The following is a 20,466-nucleotide window of genomic DNA, read 5'->3' on the forward strand; positions in this document are numbered from 1 at the left end:
CATTGAGTGACGAAGTAGCTTATTTGAGCCTATAAGATGCATTTTTGATACTTGTCATGGTTTTTGTTATTAGCCTGACGCACAATGCAAATCCAAGTAATTCAGTGGGGTATTATGCTATGGCAACCATCACCTCTTCCCAGTCTGCCTCCAAGCTCAAGCAACTACCGTTGCTGCGTCTGGCTTTTCGGCCCTTTTTCCTGTTGGCCGCGCTGTTCAGTATTTTATCTCTACTGGTATGGCTGGGCTTTTGGCATGGCAATATTTTGCTGCGCCCTTATGGCGGCCTGGTGTTCTGGCATCAGCATGAAATGTTGTTTGGTTTTGCCGCAGCAGTGATCGGAGGGTTTTTGCTTACCGCTGTACGAAACTGGACAGGCTTGCCGAGCTTAAACGGCGGGCCGCTATTGGGACTGGTGGTGTTATGGCTATTGGGTAGAGTGCTGATGGCTTTTCCCATGGATTTGCCAGGATGGCTGCTGCTGGCGGTTGACCTTGCATTTCTTCCAGTGGTCGCCATTACTATGGCGCGTCTGGTTATTACCGCAAAGCGTTGGCGCAACTTGATCTTTATACCTGTGCTGTTGCTGTTTGCCACGGCTAACCTGGCGATGCACTTAGGGGTGATGCAGGGTGACGCCGAGCTGATCCGCCAAGCCGCCTACTTGGCCGTACTGTTAATCACACTGATGATGACCGTAGTGGGCGGACGTGTGATTGCCATGTTCACTGCCAATCGTTTGGGCCGCACCAAACCTGAACCTATTGCTTTGCTCGAAGGAGTGACGCTGTTGAGTACGGCTGGCGTAGTCGTGCTGCAACTGGTCATCATGTTGGGGGTTGCCATTCCTGCTTTATTAATGGGGGGAGTGATGCTCTTAGCGGCGTTGGCCAACACTGTTCGCATGGCGCGTTGGGGTGGGTTGCATAGCTGGCGTGAACCTTTACTTTGGGGGCTGCACGGCAGCTACGCCTGCATTCCGCTAGGGCTTGTCATGTGGGTCTTGGCACTCATGGGGCTGATGCGCGTTGAACTTGCCGTGCACGCCCTGACCATTGGTGGCATGGGCACCATGATGCTGGCCATGATGGCCAGAGTTTCGCTAGGTCATACGGGCCGCCCCATACGCACTTTGCCCGGTATTGGTGTGGCGCTGGGCTTAATGCTAATAGCCGCCTTGGTGCGCTCACCCGTCTTGGCGCTATTTCCCCAGATCACCCACTGGACCTATACGCTGAGCATCATCTTCTGGTGCGTTGCCTACGCAATATTCGTCGTGCACTACACTTGGCCGTTGATGCAGGCGCGAGTCGACGGTCAGGATGGCTGAACGAATAATAGATGGCGCCTGCATCCGTCCGGATGCAGGCGTATTAAAACCATTGAGGTATTCAAACGCTCATTAGCGATCAGCCAGGGTGACCCGGGCACCGCCAAAGGCAAGACTGCGTGGGTTAGCCACTGGACGGTTGTTGGTGAGGCGGGTAATACCTACCCCGCAACGGCCCACCATCCAGATCAGGCAGGCTGTAAAATAGAGGTAGCCCAGAGCCCAGGGGGCTACTGCCGGTAGCCCGATCCAGCCCAGTAGATGCCAAATGGCAGTGAACAACACCCCGCCTAATAGCCCTAACCAAAACGTTCTAATCTGAAACTGCAAATGGGAAGCGACCCACTCCTCGGCATCGTTTCTTTTCATGTGGGCAATGAGTACCCCTATGGGGGCGGTGACCACCGCTAATACGCTACCCAGAAAGAGCATATAGACAACGATAGCCGCGCCACGCCCGCGGCTTTTCTTAAACGTATTAGAGGAAGTCGACGTTGAAGTGGCCGCGGAGTGAGATGCGGAGGGCATGGATGATGGGGAGATAGCCATAGAAAACCTCATTCGGCAAAGTGGGAATCATTAATAGCGCGTTAAAATGCATTTTTAATGCATTTATTGTAGAGCAACTATGCAGAATTTCCTTAGCTGAAATTAATAGGGTTGTTTCTAGTGATCGTCAGACATTGACGGTGGGGATACGCATTAGTCCTGCCAACTGCGGGTAACGATTGGACAACACATCTGCCAAAGTATAGCGGTCAAGCACCTCCAGAAACGCTGACAAGGCTTCGTTTAGAATGGGCTGGAGCCGACACGAGGGAGTAATGATGCAGTTGTTATCGCTATGAAAGCACTCGACTAGCTCCATGCCATGTTCCATTTCGCGCACGAGTTTACCCAGCACGATAGTAGCGGGGTCTCGCGTGAGCAATAGGCCACCGTTCTTGCCCCGAATAGCGGTAACGTAGTTCTTCTGGCTAAGCTCCTGAACGACTTTCATCAGGTGATTGCGAGAAATATCAAAGGTCTCTGCGATCTCATTGATAGTAGAACGCTCTTCGCCTTTCACGGCGAGGAAGATCAACACGCGTATTGAATAATCGGTGAATCGAGTGAGATGCATGGAGTGTGCTTTGCTCCGAGAGTAATCCAACTGTAAAAGAAACATGTTGTATGAACGTTCAGTAAGTTGCAATCAGAACATGGGGGTACTAATGCTGACCTGAGTCAAGAAGGAAAGCGTTATTGCCTTAGCTCAAGCTGGTCAAAGTACGGTTTCAAACGGCTTACCAGCGCATTCATCTGAGCTGTAGATGGAGTATTGGCAACTGGCTGAGAATAGGTGGGATCGAAGCATTGCTCGCTGCGGGCCACCTGCAGCGCATAGTGGCGTACCCCACAGTCGGCAAGACTCAGTGCCAGGCGTTCCACATCGGTAAGCTGAAAATCTTTCCAGTGAATGGTGGTACGGCACTCGAAATTGAGTCCGCTGTCGAGCAAAGCCTCCAAGCTACGGGCATGCAACTGCCAGATGCCGGGACGGCCGCAGATGCGGTCAAACTCTTTTCCGCGTCCTTTTACATCCAGCCCCACCCAGTCAAGGTGCGGTAATAGCTGGGTGAGGCGGTCAGGATAAGGGCCGGCGGTATGTAGTCCCACCTTAAAGCCCAATGCTTTCACTTCCTTTACTGCATCGGACAAACCGGCATTCAGGGTGGGCTCACCACCGCTGAAAACCACCGCTTCCAGCAGGCCTTGCCTGGTGCTCAGGAATTCCCGTATCGCTTGCCACTCCTGGGGTTCACCTCGGCGCGACGGGATCATGTTGGGATTGTGGCAGTAGCCGCAGCGTAGCGGGCAGCCTTGGAGAAAGACAACACACGCCAGATGATCGGGATAATCCAGTGTGGTCATGGGCACAAGGCCGGCAATCGGCAGCCGAACCGAAGATAATTTAGTTGTGATGTCGTCAAGTGTCGTCTGCATAGCCATAGTGATATCCCCCTGCTGGGGCGCCTGTAGCCAGACCCCCCAGCTGTCGTTAGAGAAAAGTGAGGGCTAGCTACCGAGAGGCGGCGGCTTCAGTAAAATGGCGTCGCTCCTGGTGTTCGGCACGTTTGCCGATATTGAACTGACTTACCGGGCGGTGGTAGCCCATGACGCGGGTCCAGACTTCGCAGCGCTGGCGCTGCTCAGTGGGCAAGCTAGCATATTGAGAGGTTTGCATTAGCGTGTTCCTTAAACGAGTTGAGAAAAAGTGAGGCAAATGCCTCAAGCCGTGGCGGCGTCGATTGCGCTCGCCGTTTTTGCCCAAAGTGCTTCGTCGCACTTGGGGCAGAACTCATGTTCACCCGACAGGTAGCCATGCACCGGGCAGATCGAAAAGGTGGGTGTGACTGTGAGGTAGGGTAAGCGAAAGTGAGAGAGCGCCGTTTTAACCAGCTTGCGACAGGCGGAGGCCGAGGTAATCCGTTCGCGCATATAGAGATGCAATACCGTGCCACCGGTGTAGCGAGTCTGTAAGGGGTCTTGATGGCTCAGTGCCTCAAAGGGATCATCGGTATGACCCACCGGCAATTGACTAGAATTGGTGTAGTAGGGCGCCTCGGGTGTACCGGCTTGAAGAATGTCAGGAAAGCGCGTCAGATCCTCCCGGGCAAAGCGGTGAGTGGTGCCCTCTGCCGGGGTGGCTTCAAGGTTATACATGTGGCCGGTCTGTTCTTGAAATTCGCGCATCCGCTCCCGAACGTGGTCAAGAAGATCCAGTGCCAGCTGTAGCCCTTGGGCGTCGGCGATATCGCAGCGATCCCCAGTAAAGTTGCGCACCATTTCGTTGAGCCCATTCACACCCAGAGTAGAGAAATGATTGCGTAACGTGCCCAGGTAGCGCTGGGTAAAGGGGTAGAGCCCCTGATCCATTAGTTGCTGAATGCGCTCGCGCTTGAGTTCGAGGCTATCGCGCCCGAGCGACAGAAGGCGATCCAGCTCGCTGAACAGCCCGGCCCGGTCGCCGGCAAAGCGGTAACCCAACCGGGCACAGTTGATCGTCACTACTCCCAACGATCCGGTTTGCTCCGCACTGCCGAACAGACCGTTGCCGCGTTTGAGCAGTTCACTCAAATCAAGCTGCAGGCGGCAGCACATGGAACGCACCATGTGGGGTTCCAGATCCGAATTGAGAAAGTTTTGAAAGTAGGGCAGTCCATACTTGGCGGTCAGTGCGAAGAGCCGCTCGGCGTTGTCGCTTTCCCAGTCGAAATCATGGGTGATGTTATAAGTGGGTATCGGGAAGGTGAACACACGCCCGTGGCGATCCCCGGCCTCCATGACTTCCAAATAGGCCCGGTTGATCAAGTCCATTTCAACCTGCAGTTCGCCGTAACTGAACGGCTGCTCCTCTTCGCCGATAACCGGTACCTGATGGCGCAAGTCGTCGGGGCAGACCCAGTCGAAGGTTAGGTTGGTGAAGGGCGTCTGGCTACCCCAGCGCGAAGGTACATTTAGGTTGTAGATGAATTCCTGAAGCGCCTGCTTAACCTGCGCGTAGGTCAGGCCGTCCTTGCGCACGTAGGGTGCCAGATAGGTATCGAAAGAGCTGAAGGCTTGTGCCCCGGCCCACTCGTTCTGCAAGGTGCCAAGAAAATTAACCATTTGCCCCAGGGCACTTGAAAGGTGGCGGGGCGGGTGGCTTTCGGCTCGTCCCGGTACCCCATTAAATCCCTCTAGCAGCAAAGTACGCAGCGACCAGCCGGCGCAATAGCCGCACAGCATATCCAGGTCGTGAATATGCAAATCACCTTCCCTATGAGCTTCCCCCACGGTGTGGGGGTAAATCTCATCGAGCCAGTAGTTGGCTATCAACTTGCCCGAGACGTTGAGGATTAAACCGCCCAATGAATAGCCCTGGTTGGCATTGGCGTGAACACGCCAGTCGGCGCGTTGGAGGTACTCATTGACCGTCGAGGCGACGTCAATATGATGCTTTGCTACCTGAACGCTTGTGGAGCTTTTCACCCAATTCACCTATATATGCTAGATTTAATAAAAATAAATACTATATATGGTGTTAAAGGGTAAGCGTTCAGGATTTTGCAATAAATGACCCAGGTCAAAAATGGTGGGGAAAAATAGTAAGGCGTGGTGGCGCCTAGGCTATTGTTTTAGCCGGTCATCGTGCGGGTGTTATCCATACCCGGTCGGCCATACCAGTAACCGTCGCAGATTTCAGCATCCACCAGTGTCAAAGGATCGGGCGTAGCTAACCTGCCGTGGCGGGACTGATCGAAAGCCTTGACCACCTCGGCCATGCCTTCCGCCCGTGGGCTGAGACGTGCCACTGATACCCCCATATCCGCCATGACCATAAGTTCATGGCGCAGATCCTGGCAGGCGCTGGAAAGGGTTTGAATACCGTTCAGGGTAAAAACATCCCGGGACTCTTGTGAACGTAGCACCAAGCCTTCGGGGTACTTTTGGCAGACGAACTTGCAGCGGTCTTTGGGTGTTTGGTGACGCCGGGCGGTAAAACAGCGTGACGACCAGGCCAAGGGGAGATGCCCGTAGGCGAATACTTCGCATGGGTGGGGAACGCCTGCCTGGTGGCAATCGTTAATAAGTTTGGCTAAGTCTTGCTGTGACATTTCCACCGGCGCTTGCCAACGCCGCATGCCGGCACGGGCCATAACGCCCAGTGTCGCCGGGTTGTAGAGGTTGAGCGCAGCACCGGCGATGAACGGCAGTCCGGCACTGGAGAGTCGTTGCAGGGCGCTTTGGTCATTGGCCTCGACGATAAAATCACCGTTGTCACACAGCTTGCGCAAGTCACGCAGGTCGGCTTCGGACTCGACCAAGGTCTGGCTGGCGAGTACTACCTGCTTGCCCGCCTGGCTGAGCTCGCGCCCAATGCCTAGCCAGTCGTCCAGTTTCATATCGCGGCGCCGCGAGCAGACGGTTTCGCCCAGGGTTATAATCTCTACCGGCCAGTCGGCCGCCTCGCGGTAGAAGTCGGCGTAGCGTTGCCGAGTCCAGTAAAAAAGCACCGGCCCGAGGGAGAGTTGCAGAGGGCCGGTTGATAAGGTCGGTGATAGGGGAGGTGTAGTGTTCGGCATAGTAGGCTCCTATTTCCAGCGGCGTTCGTAGGCGCCTAGGGTAGTGATGGCACCTTCGGAAAGCTCGGCAAGGCCTGCCATCCAGGCGGGTTCTGGATCAAAGCGCTCAGGCTGAGCCTCTAGGCGGTTGAGCGCCTGGCGCCAGATCCCGGCCACTTTAGAGACATAGGCGGGGCTGCGCTGACGACCTTCAATTTTGACGGCGCTAATACCCAGGTCGCGTAGCTCCGGCAATAGCTCCAGGGTATTGAGGCTGGTGGGTTCCTCAATGGCGTGATAGGTCTCGCCCGCCACCTCGAAGCGACCCTTGCATAGGGTGGGGTAGCCCGCGCGCTCGCCTTCGGCGTAGCGGTCGATAAGAACATTGTTAAGGCGAGACTCTAAGCCCTCTGGCGTTTCTTCCCAGCGGACATGAGCCGCTGGCGAGCAGACGCCCCGGGTATTGGGCGATTCGCCGGTCAGGTAGGAGGAGAGATAGCAGCGTCCTTCGGCCATGATGCACAGGCTGCCGAAAGCGAACACCTCCAGTTCTACCGGTGTTTGCTTGGCCAGGTCGCGTACCTGAGTGATTGACAGCACCCTTGGCAGTACGGCGCGCTTGATGCCGAAATGCTGGTGGTAAAAGCGAAGCGCTTCATGGCTGGTTGCCGAACCCTGCACTGAAAGGTGCCGCGAGATCTCGGGGTGATGGCGAGTAGCGTAGTCGAGCAGTCCCATATCGGCGAGAATCAGCGCATCCACGCCCAGTTCGGCGGCCTGGTCTACGGCCCGAGTCCAGTGTTGCCAGCCATCGGGCTGGGGATAGGTATTAATGGCGCAAAAAACGCGTTTGCCATGTCGGTGGGCGTAATCGATCCCCTCGCGGGCACGTTTGTCGGTAAAGTTTAGCCCGGCGAATTGCCGTGCGTTGGTGATGTTCTGGAAACCGAAATAGACAGCGTCGGCACCTTCATCTACGGCGCGCTTGAGGGCGGGCAGGTTGCCAGCGGGACATACAAGCTCCATAGCGAGACTCCTTGCGGGAAAAGTCCGAGCATTTTAGTCACCTATTTTTTGTCGGCTTTTGACACAGGTCATATTGGGGTGGCTTTCAAAAGAGGATAACGCTGCAGAGTAGGCAAGCTGGATGCAGGCAGTTTTTAAAACGTATATTGTATGAATATTAACCAATGCTTGCTGCACCCACTTCCAGATTTATTTCTCAGAGACCTTTTTCAGAGAACTCTTCTAGAGCCCCTTTTCAGAGACCTATTCCTCAGAGACCTATTCCTCAGAGACCTATTCCAATCATGCAAGATGAACTGCTCTTCAATCGCCCCCTGGTAGAGAAATATGACCGCCCAGGCCCGCGGTACACTTCTTATCCCACTGCGCCCCAGTTTCATGCCGCGTTTGCCGAGGATGATTACCGTAGCGCCGCCGAGCGCAGTAATCGGGTCGCAGTACCCAAGCCGCTTTCGGTCTATGTGCATATCCCGTTCTGCAAAAGCCTGTGCTACTACTGCGCCTGCAACAAAATCATTACTCATAATACCGAGCGAGCCGCCGAATACCTCCAGTGGTTAAAACAGGAGATACGTGCTCAGGGAGCGCTGTTCGATACCACCCGCCAAATGACCCAACTGCACCTGGGCGGCGGCACCCCAACCTATTTAAGCAACGCCCAGCTAAGCGAACTGATGGCGGCGCTGGACGAAGCCTTTCACTTCGCCGCACCTGAAGAGCGTGAATTCTCGCTGGAGGTAGACCCTCGCACCGTGACACCCGAACAGGTGTACGAGCTCTACGCGCTGGGCTTCAATCGGTTGAGCTTCGGTGTGCAGGATTTCGATCACGACGTGCAGCAAGCGGTCAATCGCGTCCAGAGCGAAGAGCAGGTGGTATCCCTGGTCAAGGCTGCCCGCGAGGCGGGGTTTGAATCGGTCAGCGTTGACCTGATCTACGGTTTACCGCTGCAGACAGTGGCGAGTTTCGATACGACGCTAACCAAGATTATTGACCTGCAACCGGATCGCATTGCCGCTTATAGCTACGCCCATCTGCCCGAACTGTTTAAAGCTCAGCGGCTAATTCGCCCCGAAGACATGCCGCCACCCGAGCGCAAGCTGGAGCTGCTGGAGCTTACGATTAACCGCCTGACGGCCGCAGGGTATGTCTACATCGGCATGGATCACTTCGCCCTTCCGAATGACGAGCTGAGCTTGGCCCGTGAAAATGGCACTCTGCAGCGCAATTTTCAGGGCTACTCTACCCACGCCGACTGCGACATGATTGGGCTGGGCATTACCTCGATTGGCAAGGTGGGCGATACCTATAGCCAAAACGTCAAGGAAACTGCCCAGTATCAGCATCGCTTGGATGAAGGGCGTTTACCGGTCTTCCGTGGCTATCGCCTTAGCGATGACGACCGCCTGCGCCGCGATGTCATTAATACTCTGATGTGTCACGGCCGCCTTGAATTTGCCGCTATCGAGGCCCGGCACAATATCGATTTTCGCAGCTACTTCGCGAGTGCCTTGGCGAGCCTCGAAGAGATGGCGGACGACGGGTTAATTGCTTTGCGCGACCATGACATCGAGGTGCTGCCTTCAGGGAGGTTGATGATCCGCAACCTGGCCATGGCGTTCGACGCCTACCTGAAACCAACGGAAAACCGTTATTCGCGCACGGTGTAATTTCAACAGTGCCAACTGTCTATTCCTTTACGTTGGCCGCTCTATCACCTTGGGGGTAGACAGGGTGTATATGGAGGTAATCACGCAGTAATTCGCTTGTCGATCACGCAGAATCCACTCCATGGAACCCGCACTGTCGGGTATGCAAATTTCCGAGGAGCCTGGAGATCGACCATGAGTCACTTCATAGATCGGCTGAATTTCTTCCGCAAGTCCCGCGAGCCTTTTGCCAACGAACACGGTGAGCTACGCAGCGAATCCCGCCAGTGGGAAGATAGTTATCGTGCCCGCTGGCAGCACGACAAAGTAGTACGCAGTACCCACGGGGTGAACTGCACCGGCTCCTGTAGCTGGAAGATCTACGTTAAGAACGGTTTAGTTACCTGGGAAACCCAGCAGACTGACTACCCCCGTACCCGTCCCGACCTGCCTAACCATGAGCCGCGTGGCTGCCCGCGCGGCGCCAGCTACTCCTGGTATCTGTACAGCGCCAACCGCCTCAAGTACCCGTTGATTCGCAAGCCGTTGCTGGCGCTATGGCGCGAAGCGCTCAAGGCTAACCCAGATCCGGTCGACGCCTGGGCGTCTATTGTCGAAGACCCCGCCAAGACCAAACAGTACAAACGTGCTCGCGGCATGGGCGGCTTCGTTCGCGGTAACTGGGACGAGCTCAACGAGCTGGTCGCTGCTTCTAACGTTTACACCGCCAAGCAGTACGGCCCCGACCGTATTCTCGGCTTCTCGCCGATTCCTGCCATGTCCATGGTCAGTTACGCCGCAGGTAGTCGCTACCTCTCGCTGATTGGTGGCGTCTGCATGAGCTTCTACGACTGGTACTGCGATTTGCCGCCGGCGTCACCGATGACCTGGGGCGAGCAGACCGACGTTCCCGAGTCCGCTGACTGGTACAACTCCGGCTACATTATCGCTTGGGGCTCCAACGTGCCCCAGACGCGTACCCCGGATGCCCACTTCTTTACCGAAGTACGTTACAAGGGCACCAAGACGGTTTCGATCACCCCAGATTATGCCGAGGTTTCCAAACTCACCGACGAATGGCTGTCCGCCAAACAGGGCACCGATGCCGCCCTGGCGATGGCCATGGGCCATGTCATCCTCAAAGAGTTCCACCTCGATAACCCGAGTGCTTACTTCACTGACTATGTGCGGCGCTATACCGACATGCCGTTCCTGGTGGAACTGGAAGTGCGTGAAGATGGCAGCTTCGCACCGGGCCGCCAACTGCGTGCCAGTGATTTTGATGCTGCCCTGGGCCAGGAAAACAATCCCGAGTGGAAAACCGTTGCCTGGGACGAAACCCGTGACCAACTGGTGGTACCACGCGGTTCCATCGGTTTCCGCTGGGGCGAAACCGGCGACGAAGTGGGCAAGTGGAACCTGGAATCGCTGGACGCCGCAGGCACCGAGATCAAGCCGTTACTGAGTTTGGCCAATCACCACGATAGCGTCGCTCGCGTGGCGTTTCCTTATTTCGGTGGCATTGAGCACGAACACTTTGAACACGTCAAAGGGGCCGGTGTCGGCGCTGCTGACGACCTGCTGTTCCACAATTTGCCCGCCAAGCGGTTAAAGAGAGCCGATGGCAGCGAAATGCTGGCGGTCACCGTTTTTGATCTGATGTGTGCCAACTACGGTATCGACCGTGGCTTTGTCGGCGACGGCGAAGATGATGGCGCGACCTCGTTTGATCAGATTCGCCCCTATACCCCCGCGTGGCAGGAGAAAATCACCGGCGTCCCTGCAGAGCAGTGCACCCGGATTGCCCGTGAATTTGCCGATAACGCCAATAAAACCAACGGCCGTAGCATGATCATCGTTGGTGCCGGTATGAACCACTGGTACCACATGGACATGAACTACCGCGGCCTGATTAATATGTTGGTCATGTGTGGTTGTATCGGTCAGAGCGGTGGCGGCTGGGCCCACTACGTTGGTCAGGAAAAACTGCGTCCGCAGACTGGCTGGACGCCTTTGGCCTTTGGCCTCGACTGGCAGCGCCCGCCGCGCCACATGAACTCTACTTCCTTCTTCTATAGTCACTCCTCCCAGTGGCGCTACGAGAAGCTCGAGATTAAAGAAATTCTTTCGCCGTTGGCCAAGGCCGAGGATTACCCCGGTAGCCTGATTGACTTTAACGTGCGCGCTGAGCGCATGGGCTGGCTGCCGTCAGCACCACAACTGGACACTAACCCGCTACGCCTAGCGAAAAAAGCCGAGGCTGCAGGCATGTCGACAGCCGACTATGCCGTTGCGCAGCTCAAGAGCGGTGAACTGCGCTTTGCAGCGGAAGACCCGGATGCGCCAGAGAACTTCCCGCGTAATATGTTCATCTGGCGCTCCAACCTGCTGGGTAGCTCCGGTAAGGGCCATGAGTACATGCTCAAGTACCTGCTGGGTACTCGCCACGGTATTCAGGGTAAAGACCTGGGTGACTTCGGCGGCCAGAAGCCCGAAGAAGTGGTATGGCGAGCCGAGGCGCCGGAAGGCAAGCTCGACCTACTGGTGACGCTGGATTTCCGCATGTCCACCACCTGCCTCTACTCGGATATCGTGCTGCCTACGGCGACCTGGTATGAGAAGGACGACCTTAACACTTCTGACATGCACCCCTTTATTCACCCCTTGACTGCCGCCACCGACCCGGCTTGGGAATCGCGTAGCGACTGGGATATTTACAAGGGCATTGCCAAGGCTTTCTCCAAGGTGTGTGTAGGCCACCTGGGCGAAGAGACCGACCTGGTCACGCTGCCGATGCAGCACGACTCGCCAGGAGAGTTGGCCCAACCGGCGGTGATGGATTGGAAGAAGGGCGAATGCGCGCCGATTCCCGGTAAGACCATGCCATCGCTGATTGAGGTTAAGCGCAACTATCCCGAAACCTATGAGCGCTTCACTTCTGTTGGGCCGCTGATGGAAAGCATCGGTAACGGCGGCAAGGGCATCGCCTGGAATACCGATGCTGAAGTCGAGCTGCTGGGCAAACTCAACCATCGCAAACTGGATGGCCCGCATAAAGGGCGTCCGTTGATCGACAGCGCTATCGATGCTGCCGAGATGATTCTGACCCTGGCACCGGAAACCAACGGCGCCGTGGCAGTTAAAGCGTGGGATGCACTCTCCAAAATTACCGGGCGTGATCATACTCACCTTGCGAGGCCTAAGTTTGATGAGAAAATTCGCTTTCGCGATGTCGTCGCCCAGCCGCGCAAGATTATCTCCAGCCCGACCTGGTCCGGCCTCGAGGATGAGCATGTCTCCTATAACGCCGGTTACACCAACGTTCACGAGCTGATTCCCTGGCGCACCGTGAGTGGCCGTCAGCAGTTCTATCAGGATCACGCCTGGATGCGCGCTTTCGGCGAAAGCCTGCTGGTCTATCGTCCGCCCATCGATACCAAGGCGGCCAAAGGCTTCCAGCTTCCCGCCGACAACGGCTTTAAGAGCAAGGCGCTGAACTTTCTCACGCCGCACCAGAAGTGGGGCATCCACTCTACTTACTCGGACAACCTGCTGATGTTGACGCTTAACCGAGGCGGCCCGGTGGTGTGGCTCTCCGAGGCGGACGCGGCTGAGATCGATATCGAGGACAACGACTGGATCGAGGTCTACAACGCCAACGGCTCGATTGCCGCGCGGGCAGTGGTCAGCCAGCGGGTCAAAGCGGGCATGGTGATGATGTACCACGCCCAGGAGCGCAACGTGAACGTCCCTGGCTCTGAGGTCACCGGCACGCGGGGCGGTATTCACAACTCGGTCACCCGTGTCTGCCCCAAGCCAACCCATATGATCGGCGGCTACGCGCAGCTCTCTTACAGTTTTAATTATTACGGCACCGTCGGCTCAAATCGCGATGAGTTCGTGTTAGTGCGCAAGATGAAACACGTTGACTGGCTGGATGGTGAAGGCAATGACAGTGTTCAGAAGAACAGTGCTCAGGAGGCCGTGAAATGAAAATTCGTTCCCAGGTAGGCATGGTTCTCAATCTTGATAAGTGTATTGGTTGCCACACCTGTTCGGTGACCTGCAAAAATGTCTGGACCAGTCGCGAAGGTATGGAGTACGCCTGGTTCAACAATGTCGAGACCAAGCCCGGTATCGGCTATCCCAAAGAGTGGGAGAACCAGGCCAAGTGGAAGGGCGGCTGGATGCGCCGTAACGACGGTCGGATTGAACCGCGTATTGGTGGCAAATGGCGGGTGCTGGCGAACATTTTCGCCAACCCCGACTTGCCCGAGATGGATGACTACTATGAGCCGTTCACTTTCGACTACCAACACCTGCATACCGCCAAGATCGGCGAGCACCAGCCGGTGGCGCGTCCGCGCTCGCTGATTTCCGGTCAGCGTATGAAAAAGATCGAATGGGGCCCGAACTGGGAAGAGATTCTTGGCACCGAGTTCGCCAAGCGGCGCAAAGACGCCAACTTCGACAAGGTGCAGGCAGATATTTACGGCCAGTTCGAAAACACCTTCATGATGTATCTGCCGCGTCTGTGCGAGCACTGCTTGAACCCAACCTGTGTAGCGGCTTGCCCAAGTGGTGCGATCTACAAGCGGGAAGAGGACGGCATCGTTCTAATCGACCAGGACAAGTGCCGTGGCTGGCGTATGTGTATCTCCGGCTGCCCCTACAAGAAGATCTACTACAACTGGAAAAGCGGTAAGTCCGAGAAGTGTATTTTCTGCTACCCGCGTATCGAGGCCGGTCAGCCGACCATCTGCTCCGAGACCTGTGTGGGCCGCATTCGCTATCTCGGCGTGCTGCTGTATGACGCTGATCGGATCGAGGAAGTGGCAAGCTCCCCTGACGAGCGTGATCTCTACCACCGCCAGTGCGAGATTTTCCTAGATCCCAACGATCCGGAAGTGATTGCCCAGGCCAAGCGGGATGGCATCCAGGATAACGTCATCAAAGCCGCCCAGGCCTCACCGGTTTACAAGATGGCTATCGACTGGGGATTGGCGCTGCCGCTGCACCCGGAATACCGCACGCTGCCGATGGTGTGGTACGTGCCGCCGCTGTCGCCGATTCAGTCCGCCGCTGAGGCGGGGCATGTAGAGTTCGATGGCATCCTGCCCAAGATCGAATCACTGCGTATCCCGGTGAAGTACCTGGCTAACCTGTTGACAGCCGGTGAAGAGGAGCCCGTGGTATTGGCACTCAAGCGCTTGATGGCGATGCGTGTCTACATGCGCGGCAAGCACGTGGATGGCGCCCCTAATGCCGAGGTGCTCGACGCCGTAGGTCTGAGCGTAGCCCAGGTGGAAGAAATGTACCGCTACCTGGCCATTGCCAACTACGAGGATCGTTTCGTGATCCCCACCAGCCATCGTGAGATGGCAACCGAAGCCTTCCCCGAGCGGGGTGGATGTGGCTTTACCTTTGGTGATGGTTGCCACGGTGAGAGCCAGCCCAACCTATTTAACGGCCGTAAGCAGACCAGCGTTTTGGTAAAACCGGTAGAGGTCTTCGACCCACAGCCACAACTTGAGGAGTCTCGTCATGACTGAAGCCGCTACCCAATCGCCGACCCCGGTAGAGCCGTCGTTCGAACCGCTACAGGGTATGCGTAGCCTACGCGTACTGGCCCGCCTGCTCGATTACCCGACCCAGGAACTGCAGGATGCCAGCGGTGAGCTCATCGAAATTCTCAATGCCGAACGCCGCCTGGGGGCGGCTCTCAAATCGTCGCTAATGGAGTGGTGTCAGCGTCTCCAAGAGGGCGACCTGCTTGAGCTGCAGGCCGAGTACGTCGCCATGTTCGATAAGGGGCGGGCTACGTCGCTGCTGCTATTCGAGCACGTTCACGGTGAATCCCGCGATCGTGGTCAGGCCATGGTCGATCTTATGGCCGAATATAGCGCGGCCGGTTTCGAACTGGATGCCCGGGAGCTGCCGGACCATATACCGGTATTTCTTGAATACCTTTCGATGTGCGACGACGCCGAGATCGGCCGTTGGTTGGGCGAAATACGTCATATCCTGGCGCTGCTCACCGCGCGGCTGGAGGAGCGCGGAGCGGATCACGCCCTGGTGCCGCTATCACTCTTGGCGTTAATTGGGGCCGAGGGCGATGTCGAAGAGCATCGGCCCCAGGTCAAAAAAGAAGCGCCTGATAACACCCCCGAAGCCTTGGACGCCGTATGGGAAGAAGAAGCGGTGCGTTTCTCGGCAACCTCTGACGAAGACTGCGCGCTGCAGTCTGCCGAAGGCCGCCGCTTGGCCGAGCGCAAACACACCGTTCAGAGCCAGCCGGTACGCATTATGCCTGCTCCGTCTTTAAATGCCTCTTCCGCTCCTTCCGCCGATCGTTAATAGGAGAATCACCATGTATGACGCGATTGCGCATTACTTAACCCATCTGATCTACGGTTACTACCCCTATCTCGCGGGCACGGTGTTTCTGCTTGGCAGCCTGCTCCGTTTTGATCATGGTCAGTACACCTGGAAGACCGGTTCTAGCCAGATGCTCTCTTCAAAGAATATGCGCCTGGGCAGCAACCTGTTTCATATCGGTATTATCGTGATTTTCTTCGGCCATCTGGTGGGCATGCTCACACCGCACTGGGTCTATGAACCGTTCCTGCACGCCGGTACTAAACAGCTAGTGGCTATCGTGGTGGGCGGTATTGCCGGTGCCATGTGCGTGGTGGGCGGCGCCATGTTGCTCTATCGTCGCCTGGCCAACCCACGCGTAAAGGCGTCGTCGAGCATGATGGATACCTTGATCCTGGGCTTGATCGTCTTACAGGCGTGCCTGGGTATGGTGACCATCATCTTCTCGTTGGGCCATATGGACGGCGAGATGATGCTGACACTCTCCAGCTGGGCGCAGTCGATTGTCTTCTTCAGCGGCGGTGCGGCGGACTACATGCAGGAAGTGTCATGGATCTACAAACTGCATATCTTTATCGGCTTAACCATCATCCTGCTGTTCCCGTTTTCGCGGCTGGTGCATGTGTGGAGCGCGCCGTTCGGCTATGTAACCCGGCGCTATCAGCTTGTCCGCCGTCGTGGCTAAAAACTGGCTTGTGCTCGGCCAGGCCTAGAGGAGAAATAACATGCAGATGATTGATATCGAACAGCTACCTGGGGGCGTCGCTGCGCCTCCGGTACGTGTCGGTGACACCCCTATCGATGAAGCAACGATTGCGTTGGAGATGCAGTACCACCCCGCCGAAACGTCGGGGGAGGCCCAGCTTCAGGCGGCCCGCGCCCTGGTGGTCAGGGAACTGCTGCGCCAGCGAGCCAACGTCCTGGGCCTACTGTCGAGGCAGGAAACTAACGAAGCACAGGAAGATGCGGCGATTGCTGCCTTGCTCGAACAGGAGCTTGAGGTGCCGGAACCGGGGGAAACAGATTGCCAGCGCTTTTTTGACACCCACCGCGAGCGCTTCAGCGAACCAGTGCAGTTACGCGTTCGGCATATCCTGCTCGCGGCCGCACCCGATGACTCCCAGGGTCGCGACGACGCTTACCAGCTTGGTGAAAAGCTACTCGAACAGCTTAAGCAGATACCCGAACGGTTTGCCGAATTTGCTCAACACCACTCCGCGTGCCCTTCAAAAGAGCTGGATGGTGATTTGGGCTGGCTGGTGTCAGGGCAGACTGTTCCGGAGTTGGATCGCGCTTTGCAGCACTTACCCGAAGGTCTACACGAGCGCCCCTTGGCGTCTCGCTATGGCTGGCATGTGGTGAGTATTGACGAGCGGCGAGACGGTAGGGCGTTACCTTTCGATCAAGTGATTGACCGGGTGCGCCATAGCCTACGGGAACAGGCAACTCGACGTGCGCTGCGTCACTATTTGCTGGCGTTAGAGAGCGAAATAGGCGTCGAAGGGATTGTTCTGGATGACGATGCTGGCGGCAGCTTGATGCAATAGCTTGAAGCAATAGCAAAGCTAATAGGAGAGGCTTGATGTCCCATGTTCCTGTAGATGCTCTTTTCACTCCGCTCGGCATCGCGGTGCTAACGGTTTCCGATACCCGTGGTTTCGACGAGGATGGTAGCGGTGACCTGCTGGTTGAACATCTGAGCGAAAGCGGCCATATCCTGGTCGAGAGGCGCATCGTTTCTGATGATATCTACCAGGTTCGTGCCGTGGTCTCGGAGTGGATTGCCCGAACGGATGTCCACGCGATTCTGGTTAATGGCGGCACTGGCTTTACCTCCCGGGATACCACTCCCGAGGCGTTGATACCGCTGTTCGACAAAGCGATTGAGGGGTATGGCGAGCTGTTCCGCCACTACTCCCTGAAAACAATCGGCACAGCGACGATCCAGTCTCGCGCCGTAGCGGGGGTGGCCAACCGAACGATGATATTTGCGATGCCCGGTTCGCCCAAAGCGTGTGCCTTGGCGTGGGACAGGATTATTGCTTTGCAGCTGGACTCCCGCACTCGGCCCTGCAACTTCGCCGCCATGGTGCTGCCTTCAGCGACCCCGTGTAGTGGACGTCACACAGCGACTTCTTCCAATGAGGTGGAGCGCTTATGAACTGTCACTGCGCAGAAATAGTCACGCCCGGCTTGTTAGATCTGTTTGATGCGCGCCAACGGCTTATCGACGCAGCCACGCCCATTAATGCAGTAGAAACCATCACCCTAGAACAATCGACAGGGCGAGTGCTGGCAGAAACGCTGGTCGCTCCTCTCGATATGCCGGGCGTGGACAATAGCGCTATGGATGGTTACGCGCTGTGTCTGGCTGATTACCAAGCGGCACCTCGCGGCGCAGGCTTACCCATTCTCCAACGCGTACCAGCTGGCGCAGGCGTCATGCTGCTACCGGAAGGAGGCTGCGCGCGTATTTTTACCGGCGCGCCGGTGCCCATGGGGGCAAATATTGTGGTGCCTCAAGAGCGGGTGACTCTTGATCCGCGCGGGCATATACACCTCGAGGGTAGCTTGGTGCTAGGCGCTAACATTCGTCGCCAAGGCGAGGAGACTCGCATAGGCACCCCGCTGCTCGCTGCGGGTAAGCTTCTTGATGCCGCGTCGATTGCGCTGCTGGCAAGCCATGGAATCAATGCCGTGACTGTCAAACGGCGTCTGAGGGTGGCGCTGCTTTCCACCGGCGATGAGCTGATTGCCCCAGGTACAGTGCGATCACCGGGACAGGTATACGACAGCAACCGCGCCATGCTTAACGCACTGCTAGCGCAAGCTCAGTGCGACGTGCTGGATTTGGGCATCATCGCTGATTCACCGCAGTCATTGCATCAGGCCTTTGAGCACGCACAAACCGTTGCGGATGTGGTGATGTGCACCGGAGGCGTTTCGGTAGGCGAGGAGGATCATGTACGCCCAGTGATCGAGCAGCGCGGTGGCTTACATTTTCATGGTGTCGCCATGAAGCCAGGGAAGCCCTTTGCGTTCGGTTATCTGGGCGCGGAGCCTGCCTCTTCCACACCGTTAATGGCGCTGCCGGGTAATCCTGTGGCCTCCCTGGTGGGCTGGCAGCTGCTGGCGCTGCCGTTTATCCATGCCATGCAAGGTAGAGCCGTAGCGGCTCTACAGCGTTATCCGGTAAAAGCGGGCTTTTCTCAGCGTGGCCCCCAGGGGCGCTGCGAGCTACTACGGGTGGTGATGAATTGGTCACAGGGGGCTCCCGTGGCGCAGCTAGCGGGCGGGCAGGGCTCACATATGCTCAGCGCGGCTAGCCAGGCCCATGGTTATTTAATGATTAACCCCGCCACGGAGGTAACTGAAGGGGCCACCTATCACTATTACCCCATCAATCAGTTCGCCGCTTGAACAGCTTTTCCTATCGTGGCCACTGACCTCGTTTTTTTTCATAGGAGAGGGTATGTCTTCACAACACAAACCCCGCACACTGATTTATGCCTGCTCCGGCTGCTCTGATGTGGCGCAACTTGCCAATAGCGTTGCCCTGCGTCTTGACCATGCAGGAGAGGCAGAAATGTCCTGCATTGCTGGTGTGGGCGGTGGTGTGCCCGGTCTGGTGCGCATTGCCCGCTCCGGGCGCCCTATTGTAGCCATTGACGGGTGCCAGATGCACTGCGCCAGCCACTGTCTCGCCAAAGCGGATGTGATACCCACAGAGCACGTAAAGCTATATGAAAACGGCCTGCGCAAGCGGCGGGGCCAGTTTTATGATGAGCAAACAATCATCGACGTCACCGCAGAAGTAAAAGAACTTATTGCACGGCTGCCCGTTAATGCCAATACCCAAGAGGAACCCATGGAATGAGTGCGCTAGTCGATGGGTATGGCCGTACGGTGCGTTACCTGCGTATATCGGTAACTGATCGTTGTGATTTTCGCTGTGTGTACTGCATGGCTGAGGAAATGACCTTTCTGCCACGCGCCCAACTGCTTACCCTTGAGGAGATAGCCGCGCTTTCACAGGCATTTGTCGAGCTGGGCGTGGAGAAAATCCGTCTAACTGGCGGTGAGCCGCTGGTACGCCAGGGCGTACTCACGCTAGTGCAAAAACTCGGTGCATTGGAAGGCCTGCGCGAGCTGGCGATGACCACCAACGGCTCAGGGTTGGTCAAGCATGCCAATGCTTTGCGGCAAGGCGGGCTACATCGGCTCAATATTAGCCTCGACTCGCTCAAGCCCGAACGCTTTAAAGCATTAACCCGGACGGGGGATCTTGATCAGGTGATCGCGGGTATCCGTGCAGCGCGCCGCGCTGGCTTTCAGTCGATTAAGCTCAACGCCGTACTGCTCAAGGGGCGCAATGACGACGAAATTATCGACTTGGTAAACTTTGCCCGGGATGAACAAGTCGATATAAGCTTTATTGAGGAGATGCCGCTGGGCGCTATCAGCGAGCATAACCGTGGTGAAACCTTTCTTTCCACCGATGCGGTACGCGAGACCATAGAAAACCACTATCAACTCTTACCCACCACCGAAACCACCCTAGGGCCATCCCGTTATTACCGCATGGTAGACAGCCAGTCGCGGATTGGCTTTATTTCTCCCCATAGCCACAATTTCTGCGCTGCCTGTAATCGTGTTCGGGTGACGGCTGAAGGGCGACTACTCCTTTGCTTGGGCAATGAGCACTCGGTAGATTTACGCGCCGTAATGCGACGTTATCCGGGTGATACCCAGCGGCTTAAATCGAGCATTGTGGCGGCAATGAAGAAAAAACCTGAGCGTCATCACTTCACGACGGATGGTGAAGTTCAAATAGTGAGGTTTATGAATGCAACAGGCGGGTAATACGATTCGGTCAGCGTTCAAAGCTAACAGGGGCTAGTGGTGAATAGCGCTTTCCGTTAAGCTCCTCGACAATTTTTTATTTTTGGTTGCGTTGAGGTGATTGTATGTGGAGCCTGCTAAGGCTGTCTGCAA

At 56.4% G+C, this 20,466-nt stretch carries 18 protein-coding genes; 11 read left to right on the forward strand and 7 right to left on the reverse strand.

Annotation, left to right across the window (positions count from 1 at the left end; genetic code table 11):
• The first annotated feature begins 119 nt into the window (after nucleotides 1–119).
• Nucleotides 120–1,331 carry an NnrS family protein gene (locus YERSI8AC_RS11480; RefSeq protein ID WP_159176775.1) on the forward strand — a complete coding sequence of 404 codons (1,212 nt, stop codon included), beginning with the start codon at nucleotides 120–122 and terminating at the stop codon, nucleotides 1,329–1,331.
• Between the two features lie 72 nt (nucleotides 1,332–1,403).
• Here YERSI8AC_RS11480 and YERSI8AC_RS11485 read toward each other — a convergent pair whose 3' ends face one another.
• The 7 genes from YERSI8AC_RS11485 to ubiU all read right to left on the reverse strand — a co-directional run bounded on the left by YERSI8AC_RS11485 (nucleotide 1,404) and on the right by ubiU (nucleotide 7,444).
• Nucleotides 1,404–1,880: a DUF4870 family protein gene (locus YERSI8AC_RS11485; protein ID WP_022523539.1), complete on the reverse strand. Its 477-nt coding sequence runs from the start codon at nucleotides 1,878–1,880 to the stop codon at nucleotides 1,404–1,406.
• A gap of 127 nt (nucleotides 1,881–2,007) precedes the next feature.
• Nucleotides 2,008–2,454, reverse strand: a complete 447-nt coding sequence (locus YERSI8AC_RS11490) for an Rrf2 family transcriptional regulator (RefSeq protein WP_022523538.1) — start codon at nucleotides 2,452–2,454, stop codon at nucleotides 2,008–2,010.
• A gap of 119 nt (nucleotides 2,455–2,573) precedes the next feature.
• Nucleotides 2,574–3,323: an anaerobic ribonucleoside-triphosphate reductase activating protein gene (locus tag YERSI8AC_RS11495; protein WP_022523537.1), complete on the reverse strand. Its 750-nt coding sequence runs from the start codon at nucleotides 3,321–3,323 to the stop codon at nucleotides 2,574–2,576.
• 70 nt (nucleotides 3,324–3,393) lie between these two features.
• Nucleotides 3,394–3,558: an anaerobic ribonucleoside-triphosphate reductase gene (gene nrdD, locus YERSI8AC_RS11500; RefSeq protein ID WP_027959384.1), complete on the reverse strand. Its 165-nt coding sequence runs from the start codon at nucleotides 3,556–3,558 to the stop codon at nucleotides 3,394–3,396.
• Nucleotides 3,559–3,602: 44 nt separating this feature from the next.
• Complete coding sequence (locus tag YERSI8AC_RS11505; protein ID WP_053857057.1) at nucleotides 3,603–5,354, reverse strand: ribonucleoside triphosphate reductase; 1,752 nt, start codon at nucleotides 5,352–5,354, stop codon at nucleotides 3,603–3,605.
• 137 nt (nucleotides 5,355–5,491) lie between these two features.
• Nucleotides 5,492–6,439 (reverse strand): U32 family peptidase, encoded by a 948-nt coding sequence (locus YERSI8AC_RS11510; RefSeq protein ID WP_022523535.1) that lies wholly within the window; start codon nucleotides 6,437–6,439, stop codon nucleotides 5,492–5,494.
• 9 nt (nucleotides 6,440–6,448) lie between these two features.
• On the reverse strand, nucleotides 6,449–7,444 hold the full coding sequence (ubiU, locus tag YERSI8AC_RS11515) for a ubiquinone anaerobic biosynthesis protein UbiU (RefSeq protein ID WP_088701521.1): 996 nt from the start codon (nucleotides 7,442–7,444) through the stop codon (nucleotides 6,449–6,451).
• Between the two features lie 284 nt (nucleotides 7,445–7,728).
• Between ubiU and hemN the strand changes: the two genes are divergently transcribed.
• From hemN to moaA, 10 genes are all read left to right on the forward strand, one after another.
• On the forward strand, nucleotides 7,729–9,114 hold the full coding sequence (gene hemN, locus YERSI8AC_RS11520) for an oxygen-independent coproporphyrinogen III oxidase (RefSeq protein WP_138801021.1): 1,386 nt from the start codon (nucleotides 7,729–7,731) through the stop codon (nucleotides 9,112–9,114).
• Between the two features lie 174 nt (nucleotides 9,115–9,288).
• A complete protein-coding gene (locus YERSI8AC_RS11525) occupies nucleotides 9,289–13,086 on the forward strand; it encodes a nitrate reductase subunit alpha (RefSeq protein WP_138801022.1) in 3,798 nt (1,265 codons plus the stop codon).
• Nucleotides 13,083–14,645, forward strand: a complete 1,563-nt coding sequence (gene narH / locus YERSI8AC_RS11530; RefSeq protein WP_009286654.1) for a nitrate reductase subunit beta — start codon at nucleotides 13,083–13,085, stop codon at nucleotides 14,643–14,645. The genes YERSI8AC_RS11525 and narH overlap by 4 nt, the downstream gene beginning before the upstream one ends.
• Nucleotides 14,638–15,450 carry a nitrate reductase molybdenum cofactor assembly chaperone gene (gene narJ, locus YERSI8AC_RS11535; RefSeq protein WP_022523530.1) on the forward strand — a complete coding sequence of 271 codons (813 nt, stop codon included), beginning with the start codon at nucleotides 14,638–14,640 and terminating at the stop codon, nucleotides 15,448–15,450. Before narH ends, narJ begins: the two co-directional genes overlap by 8 nt.
• A 13-nt stretch (nucleotides 15,451–15,463) precedes the next feature.
• Nucleotides 15,464–16,156 (forward strand): respiratory nitrate reductase subunit gamma, encoded by a 693-nt coding sequence (gene narI, locus YERSI8AC_RS11540; protein WP_039858452.1) that lies wholly within the window; start codon nucleotides 15,464–15,466, stop codon nucleotides 16,154–16,156.
• A gap of 40 nt (nucleotides 16,157–16,196) precedes the next feature.
• Entirely contained in the window at nucleotides 16,197–17,018 is an 822-nt protein-coding gene (locus YERSI8AC_RS11545) for a peptidylprolyl isomerase (RefSeq protein WP_027959391.1), read from the forward strand.
• 35 nt (nucleotides 17,019–17,053) lie between these two features.
• Entirely contained in the window at nucleotides 17,054–17,632 is a 579-nt protein-coding gene (gene moaB, locus YERSI8AC_RS11550) for a molybdenum cofactor biosynthesis protein B (protein ID WP_138801024.1), read from the forward strand.
• Complete coding sequence (locus YERSI8AC_RS11555; RefSeq protein WP_138801025.1) at nucleotides 17,629–18,891, forward strand: molybdopterin molybdotransferase MoeA; 1,263 nt, start codon at nucleotides 17,629–17,631, stop codon at nucleotides 18,889–18,891. Before moaB ends, YERSI8AC_RS11555 begins: the two co-directional genes overlap by 4 nt.
• 52 nt (nucleotides 18,892–18,943) lie before the next feature.
• Nucleotides 18,944–19,348 carry a putative zinc-binding protein gene (locus tag YERSI8AC_RS11560; protein WP_009286657.1) on the forward strand — a complete coding sequence of 135 codons (405 nt, stop codon included), beginning with the start codon at nucleotides 18,944–18,946 and terminating at the stop codon, nucleotides 19,346–19,348.
• Nucleotides 19,345–20,334: a GTP 3',8-cyclase MoaA gene (moaA, locus tag YERSI8AC_RS11565; protein WP_009286658.1), complete on the forward strand. Its 990-nt coding sequence runs from the start codon at nucleotides 19,345–19,347 to the stop codon at nucleotides 20,332–20,334. The genes YERSI8AC_RS11560 and moaA overlap by 4 nt, the downstream gene beginning before the upstream one ends.
• The last annotated feature ends 132 nt before the right edge of the window (nucleotides 20,335–20,466 follow it).

Source organism: Halomonas sp. 113 (assembly GCF_904067645.1).
Classification (GTDB): domain Bacteria; phylum Pseudomonadota; class Gammaproteobacteria; order Pseudomonadales; family Halomonadaceae; genus Vreelandella; species Vreelandella titanicae.